This is a genomic window from Pseudolactococcus yaeyamensis, from assembly GCF_054658615.1.
In genome coordinates this window covers 1-16,326 of sequence record NZ_BAAGGP010000029.1, presented here as the reverse complement: position 1 = coordinate 16,326, position 16,326 = coordinate 1, and the positions used below count along the sequence as shown (strand labels likewise).

General features: G+C 39.6%; 15 protein-coding genes, 1 tRNA gene and 1 riboswitch. All 16 genes read left to right on the top strand.

The features are described 5' to 3' along the window. Nucleotides 1-46 precede the first annotated feature (46 nt). Nucleotides 47-224: riboswitch (Lysine riboswitch) on the top strand. Between the two features lie 133 nt (nt 225-357). Next, the gene (dapA, locus tag ACYQ21_RS07245; protein ID WP_460056983.1) at nt 358-1,248 is read left to right on the top strand and encodes a 4-hydroxy-tetrahydrodipicolinate synthase; all 891 of its coding nucleotides are present in this window, start codon (nt 358-360) and stop codon (nt 1,246-1,248) included. A gap of 140 nt (nt 1,249-1,388) precedes the next feature. Further along, nucleotides 1,389-3,101: a ribonuclease J gene (locus ACYQ21_RS07240; protein ID WP_460056981.1), complete on the top strand. Its 1,713-nt coding sequence runs from the start codon at nt 1,389-1,391 to the stop codon at nt 3,099-3,101. A gap of 287 nt (nt 3,102-3,388) precedes the next feature. Next, nucleotides 3,389-4,261 carry a Fic family protein gene (locus tag ACYQ21_RS07235; protein WP_460056978.1) on the top strand — a complete coding sequence of 291 codons (873 nt, stop codon included), beginning with the start codon at nt 3,389-3,391 and terminating at the stop codon, nt 4,259-4,261. A 259-nt stretch (nt 4,262-4,520) separates the two neighbouring features. Further along, nucleotides 4,521-5,045, top strand: a complete 525-nt coding sequence (pyrR, locus tag ACYQ21_RS07230; RefSeq protein ID WP_460056976.1) for a bifunctional pyr operon transcriptional regulator/uracil phosphoribosyltransferase PyrR — start codon at nt 4,521-4,523, stop codon at nt 5,043-5,045. Further along, nucleotides 5,046-6,326 (top strand): uracil-xanthine permease family protein, encoded by a 1,281-nt coding sequence (locus tag ACYQ21_RS07225; RefSeq protein WP_460056974.1) that lies wholly within the window; start codon nt 5,046-5,048, stop codon nt 6,324-6,326. Nucleotides 6,327-6,546: 220 nt separating this feature from the next. Beyond that, a complete protein-coding gene (locus ACYQ21_RS07220) occupies nt 6,547-7,470 on the top strand; it encodes an aspartate carbamoyltransferase catalytic subunit (protein ID WP_460057021.1) in 924 nt (307 codons plus the stop codon). Nucleotides 7,471-7,619: 149 nt separating this feature from the next. Next, nucleotides 7,620-8,708, top strand: a complete 1,089-nt coding sequence (locus ACYQ21_RS07215) for a carbamoyl phosphate synthase small subunit (protein WP_415859771.1) — start codon at nt 7,620-7,622, stop codon at nt 8,706-8,708. Beyond that, on the top strand, nt 8,708-11,896 hold the full coding sequence (carB, locus tag ACYQ21_RS07210) for a carbamoyl-phosphate synthase large subunit (RefSeq protein ID WP_460056971.1): 3,189 nt from the start codon (nt 8,708-8,710) through the stop codon (nt 11,894-11,896). Before ACYQ21_RS07215 ends, carB begins: the two co-directional genes overlap by 1 nt. Nucleotides 11,897-12,148: 252 nt before the next feature. After that, nucleotides 12,149-12,286 (top strand): hypothetical protein, encoded by a 138-nt coding sequence (locus ACYQ21_RS07205; RefSeq protein ID WP_460056968.1) that lies wholly within the window; start codon nt 12,149-12,151, stop codon nt 12,284-12,286. A 16-nt stretch (nt 12,287-12,302) separates the two neighbouring features. Next, nucleotides 12,303-12,569 (top strand): DUF2786 domain-containing protein, encoded by a 267-nt coding sequence (locus ACYQ21_RS07200; RefSeq protein ID WP_460056966.1) that lies wholly within the window; start codon nt 12,303-12,305, stop codon nt 12,567-12,569. A gap of 353 nt (nt 12,570-12,922) precedes the next feature. Beyond that, on the top strand, nt 12,923-13,492 hold the full coding sequence (locus ACYQ21_RS07195; protein ID WP_460056963.1) for a hypothetical protein: 570 nt from the start codon (nt 12,923-12,925) through the stop codon (nt 13,490-13,492). Beyond that, entirely contained in the window at nt 13,477-13,662 is a 186-nt protein-coding gene (locus ACYQ21_RS07190) for a hypothetical protein (protein ID WP_460056961.1), read from the top strand. The genes ACYQ21_RS07195 and ACYQ21_RS07190 overlap by 16 nt, the downstream gene beginning before the upstream one ends. An 87-nt stretch (nt 13,663-13,749) precedes the next feature. Further along, nucleotides 13,750-14,991: a hypothetical protein gene (locus tag ACYQ21_RS07185; RefSeq protein WP_460056959.1), complete on the top strand. Its 1,242-nt coding sequence runs from the start codon at nt 13,750-13,752 to the stop codon at nt 14,989-14,991. 49 nt (nt 14,992-15,040) lie between these two features. Next, nucleotides 15,041-15,129 (top strand) — tRNA-OTHER (locus ACYQ21_RS07180). Nucleotides 15,130-15,458: 329 nt separating this feature from the next. Next, nucleotides 15,459-15,776, top strand: a complete 318-nt coding sequence (locus tag ACYQ21_RS07175) for a hypothetical protein (protein ID WP_460056957.1) — start codon at nt 15,459-15,461, stop codon at nt 15,774-15,776. 250 nt (nt 15,777-16,026) lie between these two features. Continuing rightward, entirely contained in the window at nt 16,027-16,215 is a 189-nt protein-coding gene (locus ACYQ21_RS07170) for a hypothetical protein (protein WP_460056955.1), read from the top strand. Nucleotides 16,216-16,326: the final 111 nt, after the last annotated feature.

Sequence of the window (16,326 nt, the reverse complement as noted above, 5' to 3'; positions counted from 1 at the left end):
CTCTAAAAAATACTTTACAAAAATTCAAACAATATGTTACAATATAAACTATATTAGAGGTTGCAGATACGAAGAATGATAATCGAGTGGTGGACACGATGACATTATCAGGCGGCGTAGATGCCGAAAGATAAACTTTACCACAGTAGTTTGTCTTGGGGCGTTGGGTTAAATCCTGCGAACTGTCTTTTGTCTATCCAGACAAGAGGTGAGCTAATCAAATGACAATTTGACTAACTTGACAGCCTTTAATTTTTATTGAAGGCTGTTTTTATATCCTAAAAAACTTTGCTGATGGTCTCATGTCACCTCAAAAACAACAATGAGGTGCTTGCTTATGAAAAGAAAAGAGCGCTTATGTCATTAGAACAATTAAAAAATGCCCAAATTATCACTGCCTTAGTCACGCCATTTAAAGCGAACGGTGATATTAACTTTGAGGTCTTACCAAAATTGATTGAACATTTGCTTGCGCATCACACGCAAGGCTTGGTTTTGGCTGGGACAACGGGTGAATCACCCACCTTAACACATGATGAAGAGCTGGAGCTTTTCAGAGTGGTGCAAGAAATTGTGGCAGGGCGTGTCCCACTAATCGCAGGTATCGGCACTAATGACACGCGTGATTCAGTGATTTTCGCACGAGAGGTCGCAGCCTTTGGTGGTTTTGTAGCAGGTCTTGCGGTTGTGCCTTACTATAATAAACCAAGTCAAGAGGGGCTTTTCCAGCATTTTACAGCGATTGCTGACGCTTCGGACTTGCCGATTGTGCTTTACAATGTACCGGGGCGTACCGTTGCTCAGCTGACACCTGAAACCAGCCTGAGATTGGCGCAACATCCCAATATTATTGCTATCAAAGAGTGTACGGGTGTTGAAAACCTGACCTATCTGATCGAACAGGCACCTGACGATTTCCTAATCTATACAGGTGAAGATGGGCTCGCTTTCCATGCCAAAGCGCTGGGCGCACATGGCGTCATTTCAGTTGCGGCGCATACCAATGGCGATGACTTTTATGAGATGTTTGAACAACTCAACAACGGTAAACTTATAGTCGCAGCAGGCATTCAACGTCAACTCTTACCTAAAATCGATGCTTTGTTTTCACTGCCAAGCCCTGCACCAGTCAAAGCAGTACTCAATCATCAGGGATTTGAAGTTGGCCCTTTAAGATTGCCACTTGTGGCAGCAACGCTTGATGAAGCCAAGTCCATTATTCAGGTGATGGAAAATGGTCCCAGATAATTTAGGCGGTAAGTAAGGTTTGATATAAATCCAAATAAATGTTACACTTGTAGTAAGTGTAACTGTACAAGATAAGTCGGAGCTGCACGGTTTCGACTTTTGATTTGCAAAAATATCAACTATTGGAGAAAAAATTATTTATGAGTAAGATAAAAATAGCCGCGCTAGGTGGCGTGCGTGAGTTTGGCAAAAATATGTATGTCGTTGAAGTTGACGATGTCATTTTTGTGCTAGATGCGGGCTTGAAATACCCTGAAACTGAGATGTTAGGGGTGGATTTTGTCATTCCTGATTTGAGTTATTTGGTGGAAAATGCAGACCGTGTAGCAGGTGTTTTTGTGACACATGGACATCCAGACTCTATCGGCGCTTTGCCGTATCTTGTGTCTGAAGTTCCGGTTCCTGTTTTCGGTAGTCAATTAACGATTGAACTGGCTAAAATCGGTGTCAAAAACTTTGATGGCAGCAAGAAATTTGATGACTTCCATGTGGTCGATGAGTCGACTGAAATTGACTTCGGCACAGCCGTGATTTCATTTTTTGCGACGACGCATACCATTCCAGAAAGTTTGGGGATTGTTGTCGGCACACAAGATGGTAATATTGTCTACACTGGAGACTTCAAATTTGACCCAGCCGTTGGCGAAGGCTATAAAACAAATATCAGCCGCTTGGCTGAAATTGGTTCTCAAGGCGTTTTAGCTTTGCTTAGTGAATCTGCTAATGCTTTGACTAATCTTCAACCAGCCAGTGAGTCAGAAATCGCTGATAAAATTTTTGATACCATTGCTGACTGGGAAGGCCGTGTCATCATCGCATCTGTTGCGGGTAATTTGGCACGGATTCAACAAGTTATCGACAGTGCCATTAAAGTTGGGCGTCACATCGCTTTCACTGGCCATGATATGGACAGGATTGTAAAGACAGCCAGTGATTTGGGCAAATTGCGCATTGATGATGAGCAAATGATTGTCACTCCTAAAGACATTAACAACTATGCAGATCGCGAAATCTTGATTTTGGAAACAGGTCGCATGGGCGAGCCGCTTAAAACGCTAGGAGATATGGCGACAGGTCGTCACCGTGCCGTTAAAATCAAAGATGGCGACCTAGTCTATACAGTGACAAGTCCAACGATTTCTTACGAAACAATGGTCGCAAAAACAGAAAATATCGTTTATCGCGCAGGCGGTATCATGAAAATGCTATCTAGCGATTTGACCGTTTCAGGCCACGCTAATTCTCGGGATTTGCAGTTCTTACTAGACATCCTACGTCCTAAAAACTTGATGCCAGTTCAAGGTGAATACCGCGAATTACAGGCGCACGCAGAGCGGGCCATGGAAGTGGGGATGTTACCTGAAAATATCTTCCTAGCAAAACGTGGGGAAGTCGTCACTTTTGATGATAATGGTAATTTTGAACCTAATGGTATCATTGCTGCTGAGAACGTGATGATTGACGGTTCAGGTGTTGGCGATATCGGTAATATTGTCTTACGAGACCGTAAAATCTTGAGTGAAGATGGTATCTTCATCGCGGTAATTACCATTTCTAAGCATGATAAAAAAATCATCAGCAAGACAAAAGTCCACACACGTGGTTTTGTCTACGTGAAAAATTCGCGTAACTTGATGAAAGAAGCAGCAATCAAAGTAGACGAAAAAGTCAAGACTTACTTGGCAGGCGATAACTTTGATTGGGCTGAAATCAAGTCTGAAATCCGTGATACGCTTGGTAAATTTTTATACGACCAAACAAAACGACGTCCAGTTGTTTTACCAGTCGTCATGGAAGTTCGTCAAAATGATTTTCGCCAAAAACGTTATACTAAAAATAAGAAAAAAGTTTAAAAATAATAGATGAAATCTCTGAGCAATTGGAGATTTTTTTGAAGGTAATTGAATGTTTGACATGCGCTTATAAGCATCAAATAGATGGTGTTAGTTACACTCAACTCATTATCAGCAGTATGCGGCTGTTCAGCTCAAAATATGCTAGAATATAGAAAAGACTAATTTTAATATTTGATTAGTAAGTCTTTGAGCGGATATAAGTCCGCAAATGCCCCCACTTGGACTAGGCTCAGTGTAGATTAAGTTTTAATATTTGGGGAAGTAAAATCGCAGAAAGGAGCGATATGAATTTAAAAGATATGGATTTAATTGAGCGTTTACGATTGGAAAAAGATAGTCATCTTAAGGGTGGCATTTATCATATCACACAGGTTGAAATGGCTTATAATTCAAACAAAATAGAAGGTTCAAGACTGTCTGAAAAACAAACTGCAATGATTTTTGAAAATGGGACAGTGCCACCACTTGAAGATGGTACATCTACAAAGTTAGATGATATAAAAGAAGCTGAAAATCACTTTAAATGTTTTGATTTTATGCTTGATACAGTCAATGTACCGTTAAGTGAAGACTATTTTAAAACAGTGCAGTTTATTTTAAAAAAAGGAACATCGGACGAAAAATACCCGCTTAAACCTATTGGGGATTATAAAATTGCACCAAATGTTATAGGGATTGGTTTTAGCGAAGTTGAAACGACTGAACCAGAGCAAGTAGCTGTTGAAATACAAGCGCTTATCAAACGTTATGAGGCAATTCCATTAAAGTCTTTTGAAGATATTGCGGCTTTTCATGTTGCTTTTGAGAAAATTCACCCTTTTGCGGACGGAAACGGTCGTGCAGGGCGTCTGATGATGTTTAAAGAATGTTTGCGACATAATATCACTCCTTTTGTTTTAAAAGATATTTTACTATCGAGGATTGAGCGACTGGGGGAAGCACGCAGGGGTGAGCTACTTGATACTCTACGTCTTGAGCAAGATATGTACCAAGTTTTTTTAGATAAAATGTCTGTTTCGTCTATTATTAATAAAAGAACTGCTCCTAATCAGACCAATCAGGAACTTTCAGAAGAAATAGCAAGCGCTGAATTTCAAAAAAAAGAGTGTCAAATTGCGACAAATGAGTACCGTAAAATTCAAAATTACTTATTTTAAAGGACAAAAAAATTCAAAGTTAAGTCTATAAACTATGTTATAAATCTTTATTTGCGTCCCCATAGCCAAACCTCAAAAATTTTGATATAATGGATTCAATCAACAACAGAAGTAATGACTATCCCCTTTCGGCTGTGGTGGTCTATCCAATAAACCTTTAAATCGTCCAGAGAGGCGGCAAGGCAAGATGACTGTTTTTTATCATTTCCCTGCCCAAACTGGCAGGGATTTTTTGTTGAAACTTGTAATAGGAGAGAAGATGTCAAAAACAAAAGAAATCATTGATGAAGTGACAATGAAACGTGCGATTACACGAATCACTTATGAAATTATTGAGCGGAATAAAGAGCTAGATAAATTAGTCATCGTTGGCATTAAAACGCGTGGTGTCTATATCGCAAAACGTATTCAAGAGCGCTTGAAACAGTTAGAAAATATTGATATTCCGCTTGGTGAACTAGATACAAAACCATTCCGAGACGATAAAAAAACTGAAGAAAATACGACTGAAATTCCGGTTTCGATTACTGACCGTGAAATTATCCTGGTCGATGATGTCTTATATACCGGTCGTACAATCCGTGCTGCGATTGATGGACTTGTTGACCTTGGTCGCCCGTCAAAAGTTAGCTTAGCCGTCCTTGTTGACCGTGGTCACCGTGAGTTACCAATTCGTGCAGATTATGTCGGAAAAAACATTCCAACTGCGCGTGATGAAGAAATTATTGTTCATGTTTCTGAAATTGATGATGCCGACAGCATTTTGATTAAGAAAGAGGACTAAATGACTGCCAATAAAAATGACGTGATTTATGATGTACACGATAAACCACCAGTTGGTATGTGGATAGGTCTATCTTTCCAACATCTTTTTGCCATGTTTGGCGCAACGGTATTAGTACCAATTTTAGTCGGTATTGACCCAGCCATTGCCCTATTTTCAAGCGGCCTCGGGACACTTGCGCATTTAAGTGTGACCAAATATAAAATCCCAGCTTACATGGGGTCAAGTTTCGCCTATATTCTTGCCATGCAAAGCCTGATGAAATCTGACGGTATTGCAGCAGTTGCGCAAGGTGCAGTAGTTGGTGGCTTTGTTTATCTGCTAGTCGCCCTGATTGTCAAGTTCGCTGGTAAAGGTTGGATTGATAAAGTCTTGCCACCGATTGTCGTTGGTCCAATCGTCATGGTTATCGGTCTGAGTCTCGCTGGGACAGCCGTGAACGACGCCATGAATAAAAATGGCGAATATAACCTGACCTTCCTGATGATTTCACTCGTAACCTTGTTCTCTGTCCTTGCCTTTAACATGTTTGGCAAAGGATTGACAAGCCTGATTCCGATTTTACTCGGTATCGTTGTCGGCTACATTTTTACCCTTATTGTTCAACATTTCACCGATACAACAATCATTTCATTTGACGAAATTGCTAAGAGTGCTTGGCTACACGTACCCGATTTTGACATCATGTTTGTTGATTATCACTTCAAACTTTATCCGTCAGCGATTCTGACAATGGCACCAATCGCCTTTGTCACCATGACCGAACATTTCGGTCATGTCATGGTTCTGAACTCTTTAACTGGCAACGATTACTTTAAAGACCCAGGATTAGAACGCACTTTAACAGGTGATGGTGTTGCACAAATCATTGCCGGATTCTTTGGCGCACCGCCAGTGACATCTTATGGTGAAAATATAGGCGTTATGGCGATTACAAAAATTCATTCAGTCTATGTCATTGCTGGCGCTGCCTGCTTTGCAGTTGTCCTTAGCTTTATTGGAAAAATCTCAGCGCTTATTCATTCTATTCCAACTCCGGTTATTGGAGGTGTCTCAATCGCACTCTTTGGCGTGATTGCATCAAGCGGCTTGAAAATTTTAGTAGATAGTAAAGTAGATTTTGATGATAAACGCAATCTCTTGATTGCCAGTGTCATCTTAGTTTCAGGTATTGGTGATTTGACCTTGACTGTTGCGGGTATCTCTATTTCAGGCGTAGCCTTCTCAACGATTCTTGGTATTCTCATGCACTTAATTTTGCCTAAAACTATTGAAAAGTGACTGAAAATTTGCTACAATAATAAAAACGAATAAAAATCCTTTAACAACAGTCCCGTGAGGCTGTGAAGGTTGTCCACGAAAACGTCCGTCTTTTTTTGAGCGCGGACGAGGCTATGGCTACCTTTAGGGTAGCCATTTTTTTGTCTGTTTATCTGAAAAGCTTTGCTGTTATACAGTTTAATCAGACAAATAGTTTTGTGAAAGGAATCTAAACTTGACAATATCACCCGACGGTATCGTATCGATTAAACATTTGACAAGTATGGCGTTACTTAGTAATGATGAGGTCTTGGGCTTAATCAAACGTGCACAAGATTTCAAATATCAGCGGATTAAACCCGTGTTTAAACGTCAATTTTTCGTAGCCAATCTTTTCTTTGAAAATTCGACACGAACTCACAAATCTTTTGAAGTGGCTGAAAAAAAATTAGGCCTAGACGTGATTGAATTTGATGCCTCAACCAGTTCAGTTAAAAAAGGCGAGACCTTGTATGATACTGTCTTGACCATGAGTGCAATTGGTGTTGATGTCTGTGTGATTCGACATACAGATGAACATTATTATCAAGAGTTGGTCGATAGTCGAACCATTCAGGCTGCCATTGTCAATGGTGGTGATGGCTCAGGTCAGCATCCGAGCCAATCTTTGCTTGATTTAATGACAATCTATGAAGAATTTGGCACATTTGAAAATCTGAAAATTATGATTGCTGGAGATATTACGCACAGTCGGGTCGCCAAGTCAAATATGCAAATGCTGAAACGTCTTGGTGCTGATATTTATTTCACTGGTCCTGAGAGTTGGTATTCAGATGAGTTTGATGTTTACGGGAAATATGTCGCCTTGGACGACCTCATAGACAGTGTCGATGTGCTGATGCTCCTTCGGGTGCAGCATGAGAGACATGAATCTGGCGAATCATTTTCAAAAGAGGCCTATCATGAGCAACATGGCTTGACACACGTAAGGTATGCGCAGATGAAGGCGTCTTCGATTATCATGCATCCCGCACCGGTCAATCGCGGTGTAGAAATCGCAAGTGATTTGGTTGAGGCACCAAGAACTCGAATTGTGGCGCAAATGACCAACGGGATGTTTATGCGAATGGCGATTTTAGAAGCTATACTTAACGGTAAGGCTTAGGGTAATGTTGTATGACTCCGTTTTTACAAAGTGAAAGCGCAGAAAGACTTTGAGCGTCCGAAGTTCGCGAATGACCCAGCTTGGGCGGAGCGTCAGCGTAGATCAAGTTTCAAGATTTCATATAAGTGAAATCGCAGAAAGAGGAAAGAATGAAACGACTTTTAATTTTAGAAGATGGCACGATTTTTGAAGGGACAGCCTTCGGTGCGGATATAGAGGTAACGGGAGAGGTTGTTTTTTCTACAGGAATGACAGGTTATCAGGAGTCCATTACTGACCAGTCGTACAACGGTCAAATTTTGACTTTTACTTATCCTTTGGTTGGTAATTACGGGATTAACCGAGATGATTATGAATCGATTGTTCCTACTTGTAAAGGTGTTGTTGTGCGTGAGAATGCGCGATTAGCGAGCAATTGGCGTAATCAAATGTCCTTGGATGAATTTTTACAACGTAAAAACATTCCTGGGATTTCTGGTATTGATACGCGTGCTTTGACACGGATTATTCGTCATCACGGAACGATGAAGGCAACACTTGTGAATCCAGGTGATGAGATTAAGCACATTCAAGACCAGCTCCGTGCAACGGTGCTACCAACCAATCAAGTCGAGCAAGTTTCGACGAGTACGGCTTATCCAAGTCCGGGAACTGGTCGCAATATCGTCGTTGTGGACTTCGGTCTCAAACATTCTATTTTACGTGAGTTATCAAAACGTGAGTGTAATTTGACGATTGTGCCACATACGATTACCGCTGAAGAAATCATTGATATGAATCCTGATGGGGTCATGCTGACAAATGGTCCTGGTGACCCGACAGATGTGCCAGAAGCTTTGGAGATGATTCGTGGCATTCAAGACAAGTTTCCAATTTTCGGGATTTGTCTGGGTCACCAACTTTTCGCTATGGCAAATGGTGCAACGACCAGCAAAATGAAATTCGGACACCGTGGTTTTAACCATGCTGTTCGTGAAATTGCGACAGGTCGTGTTGATTTTACCTCACAAAACCATGGCTATGCTGTAGATGCTGACTCAATTGACAAGACTGATTTGATGGTGACACATATCGAGATTAATGATAAATCAGTCGAAGGCGTTCGCCATAAATACTTGCCAGCTTTTTCAGTTCAATTTCATCCTGATGCTGCACCAGGTCCACACGATGCAGATTATCTCTTTGATGAATTTATGGAAATGATTGATGCAACTAAGCTTGAGAAAGGTGACTTCTAATGCCAAAACGTAACGATATCAAAAAAATCATGGTCATCGGCTCTGGACCAATCATTATTGGTCAAGCAGCTGAGTTTGACTACGCTGGCACACAAGCCTGTTTAGCACTAAAAGAAGAAGGCTACAGTGTTGTCTTAGTCAATTCAAATCCTGCGACAATCATGACAGATAAAGAAATTGCGGATAAGGTTTATATAGAGCCTATCACGGTTGAGTTTGTTACGCGAATTCTTCGTAAAGAACGCCCAGATGCTTTGCTACCAACACTTGGTGGACAAACTGGCTTGAATATGGCCATGGAATTATCTAAAACAGGTATTTTAGAAGAGTTAAATATTGAATTGCTCGGAACAAAACTCTCGGCTATTGACCAAGCAGAAGACCGTGATTTATTTAAACAGCTCATGGAAGAGTTGGACCAACCAATTCCAGAATCTGAAATTGTTAATACGGTTGAGGAAGCCGTGACTTTCGCCAATACCATTGGTTACCCAATTATTGTTCGACCTGCTTTTACCCTTGGCGGTACTGGTGGGGGGATGTGTGATAATGAAGAAGAGTTACGCGAGACAGCTGAGAATGGCTTGAAACTTTCTCCAGTGACACAGTGTTTAATTGAAAAATCAATCGCTGGCTTCAAAGAAATTGAGTACGAAGTGATGCGTGATGCAGCTGACAATGCCATTGTCGTTTGTAATATGGAAAACTTTGACCCGGTTGGGATTCATACTGGGGATTCAATCGTCTTCGCCCCGAGTCAAACCTTGAGTGATATTGAATACCAAATGTTACGCGATGCGTCTTTGAAAATCATTCGTTCCCTTAAAATCGAGGGTGGCTGTAATGTTCAGTTAGCGCTTGACCCAGATAGCTTTAATTATTATGTGATTGAAGTGAATCCGCGTGTCTCACGTTCATCAGCACTTGCCTCTAAGGCAACAGGTTATCCGATTGCCAAATTAGCGGCAAAAATCGCAGTTGGCTTGACCTTGGATGAGATGATTAATCCGGTGACTGGTACGACATATGCGATGTTTGAACCGGCGCTTGATTATGTGGTCTCTAAAATTCCACGTTTTCCATTTGATAAATTTGAATCTGGTGAGCGTCGGCTTGGCACCCAGATGAAAGCGACTGGCGAAGTCATGGCGATTGGTCGTAATATCGAGGAATCTTTTCTTAAAGCGGTTCGCTCACTTGAAGTCGGTGCTTATCACAACGAAATGCCAGAATTAGCAGATGTGACAGATGATGCCTTGGTTGAAAAAATCGTGAAGGCTCAGGATGACCGATTGTTCTACTTGTCAGAAGCGATTCGTCGTGGCTATACGATTGAAGAATTGCACAGTCTCACAAAAATCGACCTCTTTTTCTTGGATAAATTGTTGCACATCGTTGAAATTGAGCAAGCTTTGGCTGTTAATGTTTTCAGTCCAGAAGTCTTGAAAGACGCGAAACGTCATGGCTTTTCAGACCGTAAAATTGCTGATTTATGGCGGACAGATGCGGATGAAATCCGTAAACGTCGTCTAGATAACGATATTGTCCCTGTTTTCAAAATGGTGGATACTTGTGCGGCTGAGTTTGAGTCAACAACACCTTATTTTTATAGCTCATATGAGTTTGAAAATGAGTCAATCCGCTCAGAAAAAGAGTCTGTTCTTGTCCTTGGTTCAGGTCCAATTCGGATTGGTCAAGGGGTCGAGTTCGATTATGCCACGGTGCATTCAGTCAAAGCCATTCAAGCTGCTGGCTATGAAGCGATTATCATGAACTCAAATCCAGAGACTGTGTCAACTGACTTTTCAGTTTCTGACAAACTTTACTTTGAGCCACTGACATTCGAAGATGTGATGAATGTGATCGACCTTGAGCAGCCTAAAGGTGTGATTGTTCAGTTTGGTGGACAAACGGCTATTAACTTGGCTGAGCCTTTGTCAAAAGCTGGCGTGAAGATTTTAGGGACGCAGGTTGAGGCGCTTGACCGAGCAGAGGACCGTAAACTCTTTGAGGCTGCTTTACAAGAGCTTGAGATTCCGCAACCAATCGGTGCGACAGCGACCAATGAAGAAGAAGCGGTAGCCAATGCCAATGCCATCGGTTATCCTGTCCTTGTCCGTCCGTCTTATGTCTTGGGCGGTCGTGCCATGGAAATCGTAGATAATGAAGCTGACTTGCGCAACTATATGCAAACGGCGGTTAAAGCGAGTCCAGATCATCCCGTTTTGGTCGATTCTTACTTGCTTGGTCGTGAGTGTGAAATCGATGCGATTTGTGATGGCGAAAATGTCCTCATTCCGGGCATTATGGAACATATCGAGCGTGCGGGAGTTCACTCGGGTGATTCAATGGCTGTTTATCCGCCACAAAATCTGTCAGCTGAAATCCAAGCAACGATTGCAGACTATACCAAACGTTTGGCGATTGGTCTGAATTGTATCGGTATGATGAATGTTCAGTTTGTCATTTTTGACAATACGGTATATGTCATTGAAGTTAATCCGCGTGCCTCTCGTACAGTGCCATTCTTATCTAAAGTAACAGGAATTCCGATGGCACAAGTCGCAACGCAGCTTATTTTAGGAAAAACCTTGACAGAGTTGGGCTATGAAGACGGTCTTTTCCCTGAAGATGAGAAAGTTCATGTTAAAGCACCAGTCTTTAGTTTTACGAAACTTCAAAAAGTGGATGCCTACCTCTCACCTGAGATGAAATCAACTGGTGAAGTCATGGGTTCAGATACGACCCTCGAAAAAGCCCTCTATAAGGCCTTCGAAGCCTCATACCTTCACTTGCCAACCTTCGGTAATATCCTCTTTACGGTAGCCGATGATGCCAAAGAAGAGGCGCTGGCGCTAGCGAAACGTTTCCACGACATTGGCTACGGCATATATGCGACTTCTGGCACTGCTAAGTTCTTTGCGGGACATGGTGTCTATGCTGAAGTGATTGCTAAAATTGGTGAGAGTACAGATAGTCAAGCCAATATTGTAGATAGTATTCGTGCAGGACGTATTCAGGCGGTTGTTAACACCATGGGTAAAGACAGAAACGATCATAATACAGACGGTATGACGATTCGGCGCGAATCAATTGAGCATGGTGTACCATTGTTTACATCACTTGATACGATTGCTGCCATGTTGAAAGTTTTAGAAAGTCGTTCATTTGTGACACAAGCGATTTAAAACGTTTGATAATAAAAAAATTAAAAATGCGCTGACTTAGGTTGGTGTGTTTTTTAATGTAAAAGTATTTTGACTTATTTTTAAAAACTGTCAAAACGTTTTGACTTTTTATATTGAATTTCAGAAAAACTGAAGGTTTCATAGTGTCCTGTTTCTAGTGAAGAGCTAAAAATTCAATAAAATAAAGGGTTTAAAGAGAATAGAGAAATCTGTTCTCTTTTTTCTTGTTTAAAAAATTTTAGGAGTATTACCATGAATAAAATCAAAAAATGTGATGTGGAATATTGTGAATGGTGTAAAAAAGAAGTCGATTGTAAAACAGTATTTGTTAATGTGCCAGATTTTTATGGTTGGATCTGTTGCACTCATGAAGAAGATGAAATTTATTGAGGAGGTATTGTTTGGAATGTCAGAAAAAAGGCTAAGAAAAATTAAGTACTTACTGGTTTTGGCTAATGATGCTGACGATGAAGAGTCAAGAACAGCGTTGGCTAAGGCTCAGGAATTAATGTTGAGTTATGGCATATCTGAAGATGATGTTTTTGATTATAAGCAAATGAATGCTGAGGGTGTTGTTATGAATAGGATTATCTACTCAGGACGTCCGCCCAAATGGCTTTATCGCCTAGCTGGGATTATTGCTAAAAACTTTCGAATTACCAAATGTAGTTAAAGATGAGATAGAAAAATTAGGTTTGGTCAAAGGTAAGGATAACTCACATAAGGTCAAGGATAGCGAGGCGTTTTCTTCAGGATATCAAGAGAGTTTGAGATTCAAAACTAGAGAACAGATAGGAGATAAGACATGAAAAGAGAAGAATTAATCAGGCATTTGAGATTTTCAATACTTGCTGGAGACATTGAACTTGAAGGTGATAAACTTTCTATCAAAAATTAGCGCCTTTTATGGATGCTATCTTGAAATATGGTACTGATGGATTTACTAAATTATGGATTAGAGCCTTGGCTGAAGTGAGATGGAACTCACAAGAAAAGGCACAGAAAACAGTGAAAGGATTATAGGATATGGATAATACAGCTATTGACCCTTTTGAGACTGCTTCACTAGAATCGCTCTCAAATTTAATTCATATACTTTCCAGTATATTGATAGTTTCGTTAATCATTTGGATAGTTTATAGAGCGTTTCAATTTGGAGAAAAAAACGATATTCATATTGATATCAAATTCCCCCAAATTACACTTCCCAAAAGGAAAAAGAAAGTTCTAGTTCCTAAAGTGAAATCTGAACTTGAGCAATTTATTACATTTCATCATACAAGAGTTGCAAGATATGGTAGTTATAAAAAATTTGAAAAATATGCTAATCAGGAAATTGATACTTATTTTTTTAATGAGCATACAAGACATATTGAGATTATTAAAAGCACCGACAGAAAAGAATTTAATGCTGAAATTAAAGAAAATTCACGGCAGGCAGTGATAAAAATCTATGAAAAAATTCTTGAAAAGTTTGAGATTGAGCAAGAGAGAATTGAAGCTGAAGAGGAGCAGCAGACTCAGGAATTTAATGAACTCCAAAATAAGGATATTGATATTGCGCTTAAGGTTTATGAAAAATGGAAGGCAAAGTAATGAGTACTAATAGGGGATTAGAAAATTTAAAACTGGCAGTAAAAAACGATCAAGAGGAAAGTCCAAATATTCATGATTATCAAGGGAAATTAGATTGGATTATTGAACGAGCAAAGCATTATGGGAGTTCAAAACATGGGGACCGCTTATTAAGACAGAAAAAGGAATGATACCTGATCCTGACAAAAAAGGGCAGACCTTTGAATCCTTTACTAATGCCTTGACAAAAACAAGGGTACGAAGTAGCTTTCAAGGAGTTGCGAGCTTGTGATTACGGTGCGCCCACGACACGTAAGCGATTATTTTTAATCGCACGTCGTGATGGTAGACCAATCGTTTGGCCTGAACCCACTCATGCTCCACGGGATAGTGAAGCAGTTAGAAGAGGTGAATTACTGTCTTATCATTCAGCAATTGAATGTATTGATTGGTCGCTACCAGGTAAATCAATTTTTGGTTGGAAAAAGCCTTTAAGCCCAAACACAATGCAGAGAATTGCCAGAGGGTTGAAAAAGTTTGTATTTGAAAGTCATGAGCCATTTATATTAAGGATTGGTCAGACAGGTTATGGTAAGGATAGATTAGTTTATCCGATCAATCAGCCTCTTACAACAATCACTACTAAGGCTGAGCATTGTTTGGTAACACCATTCTTGGCGGTCAACAACACAGGTCATCCAGGTAGTGAGATGACAGCACCGATGACGACGATTACAACGGGTGGCCATCAGATGTTAGTATCGTCATTTCTATCAAAGTACTTTGGTGGTAACTACAAAGGTGCTGGTATTGACCTGAGAGAGCCAACGGACACCATTACATCGATAGACCATCATTCTCTTGTCAATGTGTCTATGACAAATGAAGACATTGATAGAGAACCTGAAATTCAGCTGTTTTTTGAGGGAAATTTTGATCAGGCATTTCTAACAAAATATTATGGTTCTGATATTGGTCAAGACGTTAAAAATCCTCTGCATACAATACCGACTAAGGATAGATTCGGCTTAGTGAGAGTACATAATCAAAATTATCGGATAACTGATATTATACTGCGGATGTTACAGCCACATGAGCTTGCCAAAGCTCAAGGTGTACCAGACAGTTACATCTTAGATCGAGATAAAGAGGGCAAGAAAATTAGTAAAGCTAAGCAAGTAGCACGTATCGGCAATATGGTTGTTCCGTCATGTGCTGAAGCCTTGGTCAGGTCAAATTTGCCAGAACTATGTCCTAAAGAAATAACTAATGAAATTGCTGATAAATGGCTAATTGATATAGGGATACTACGTGAGATTTTTAGTGGACAAAAGCATGAAATTATTAAGTTCAAAAAACGAGATAATGTCACAATTCATTATTCAAAAAAGAAATATGATAAGTTGGTAGCTGGTTATTCACGCAAATATGGTTACTCACACCCCGTTGATAAGATTGATATAGTCGTGTTTATGTTAGTAAAAGAAGGCTACAAAGATTCCATTATTTGGGAATTATGATTTTATATATCGAATAACTACCAATAAAAGGGAGTATTCGATTATATAAGCAACTTTAGCTCAGTGGTAGAGCGTACAAAAGTTTGTTTAACCTCCTTCTTCTTTTGTAAAGCGCAAGTTCGATTCTTGTAAGTTGCATTCACCAAAAATAAAAAAGAAAAATTATTTTTACACTTTTCGGTTCTGGCAATGTTGTGGTAAAAGCATTGTTATTAAGTCAGTCAACATTTCAGTGGTTCTGAGCGCTCCTCTAGGGGAGTTGAGGATTTTCCAAAAAAATCCTAGGAGTGGGTTCGATTCCTGCGACTGACATTGTTTTATACAAAGTTGTAGTATTTTGAAATACTTTCAACAGCTTAGGAAAAAACAAAATATATTTTTGATTTTTTTGTGCCTTTTTTTCAACTTGTTTAAATACTTGAGAAAATAAGGACATAAACCACAAATAAAAAAGAATGAGGTGTAATATGAATGATCGAATTTCAAAAATTATCAATATTGGGGATACTGTTAAATATCTCGGTAATTTTAGATTTGATGTTAATGGCGCAAAATTTGAACTTGATAAATGGGGTGATTGTTGTGCTGGTATTGAAAATGAGGAAGTTTTATTACGTAATTTAGCTGTTAATCAACCTATGATTGTTACTAATGTTGATGATGCTGGTGAATGTGTAAGTATTATCGGTGAGTACGCACAAATTGATATTGAAGGTGAATACACATCAGGATCTGGCTATGGTGGTTATCTTGTTTATTTTGAACTAAGTAAAGTCCAAGTTTAACTAATAATAGTGTGGAAAGAGGCTGAATAATGGCAAAGACTTATTATGATATTTTACATTACGATAAAAACGGCATGTTTATTGGCGGAGATACAGCGTACTCAACAAAAGAAATGGAACACTTGAGCTAAAAAATTCTGAACAAACCTGAAACTAAAAAAGTTGTCATTCAAAAAATGAAATACGTAAAAGCCAAAGATGAATACAGTACTGCTGGATACAAGAAAGAATGGGAGAAGGAAATAATAAAATGAAAGATTGGATCTATAAAATTTATCAAGTTCGTAGGCGATACGATATTTCCGATAAAGAGGAAGTTGCTTTGGATATTGTCGCATTTGAGACGAAACAAGAAGTCTTGAATTATGTTGCTGAGAAATATCCTGAGTATTTTCCAAATGGCAAAGTAACACAGCGCTTGATCACGACAAACGCATGACTCTCTCTCTCTCAATCTCAAAATAGGAAGCGTGTTTTTAAAAATAACAGCTCTCACATTGAAAACAACTGTGCCAAATAATCTGGAAAAGTCATTGATAACGAAAAACGT

What these genes read in the sequence shown, in the direction of transcription:
- dapA (WP_460056983.1), top strand. Translation starts at nt 358, where the DNA reads ATGTCATTAGAACAATTAAAAAATGCCCAAATTATCACTGCCTTAGTC.
- ACYQ21_RS07240 (WP_460056981.1), top strand. Translation starts at nt 1,389, where the DNA reads ATGAGTAAGATAAAAATAGCCGCGCTAGGTGGCGTGCGTGAGTTTGGC.
- ACYQ21_RS07235 (WP_460056978.1), top strand. Translation starts at nt 3,389, where the DNA reads ATGAATTTAAAAGATATGGATTTAATTGAGCGTTTACGATTGGAAAAA.
- pyrR (WP_460056976.1), top strand. Translation starts at nt 4,521, where the DNA reads ATGTCAAAAACAAAAGAAATCATTGATGAAGTGACAATGAAACGTGCG.
- ACYQ21_RS07225 (WP_460056974.1), top strand. Translation starts at nt 5,046, where the DNA reads ATGACTGCCAATAAAAATGACGTGATTTATGATGTACACGATAAACCA.
- ACYQ21_RS07215 (WP_415859771.1), top strand. Translation starts at nt 7,620, where the DNA reads ATGAAACGACTTTTAATTTTAGAAGATGGCACGATTTTTGAAGGGACA.
- carB (WP_460056971.1), top strand. Translation starts at nt 8,708, where the DNA reads ATGCCAAAACGTAACGATATCAAAAAAATCATGGTCATCGGCTCTGGA.
- ACYQ21_RS07205 (WP_460056968.1), top strand. Translation starts at nt 12,149, where the DNA reads ATGAATAAAATCAAAAAATGTGATGTGGAATATTGTGAATGGTGTAAA.
- ACYQ21_RS07200 (WP_460056966.1), top strand. Translation starts at nt 12,303, where the DNA reads ATGTCAGAAAAAAGGCTAAGAAAAATTAAGTACTTACTGGTTTTGGCT.
- ACYQ21_RS07195 (WP_460056963.1), top strand. Translation starts at nt 12,923, where the DNA reads ATGGATAATACAGCTATTGACCCTTTTGAGACTGCTTCACTAGAATCG.
- ACYQ21_RS07190 (WP_460056961.1), top strand. Translation starts at nt 13,477, where the DNA reads ATGGAAGGCAAAGTAATGAGTACTAATAGGGGATTAGAAAATTTAAAA.
- ACYQ21_RS07175 (WP_460056957.1), top strand. Translation starts at nt 15,459, where the DNA reads ATGAATGATCGAATTTCAAAAATTATCAATATTGGGGATACTGTTAAA.
- ACYQ21_RS07170 (WP_460056955.1), top strand. Translation starts at nt 16,027, where the DNA reads ATGAAAGATTGGATCTATAAAATTTATCAAGTTCGTAGGCGATACGAT.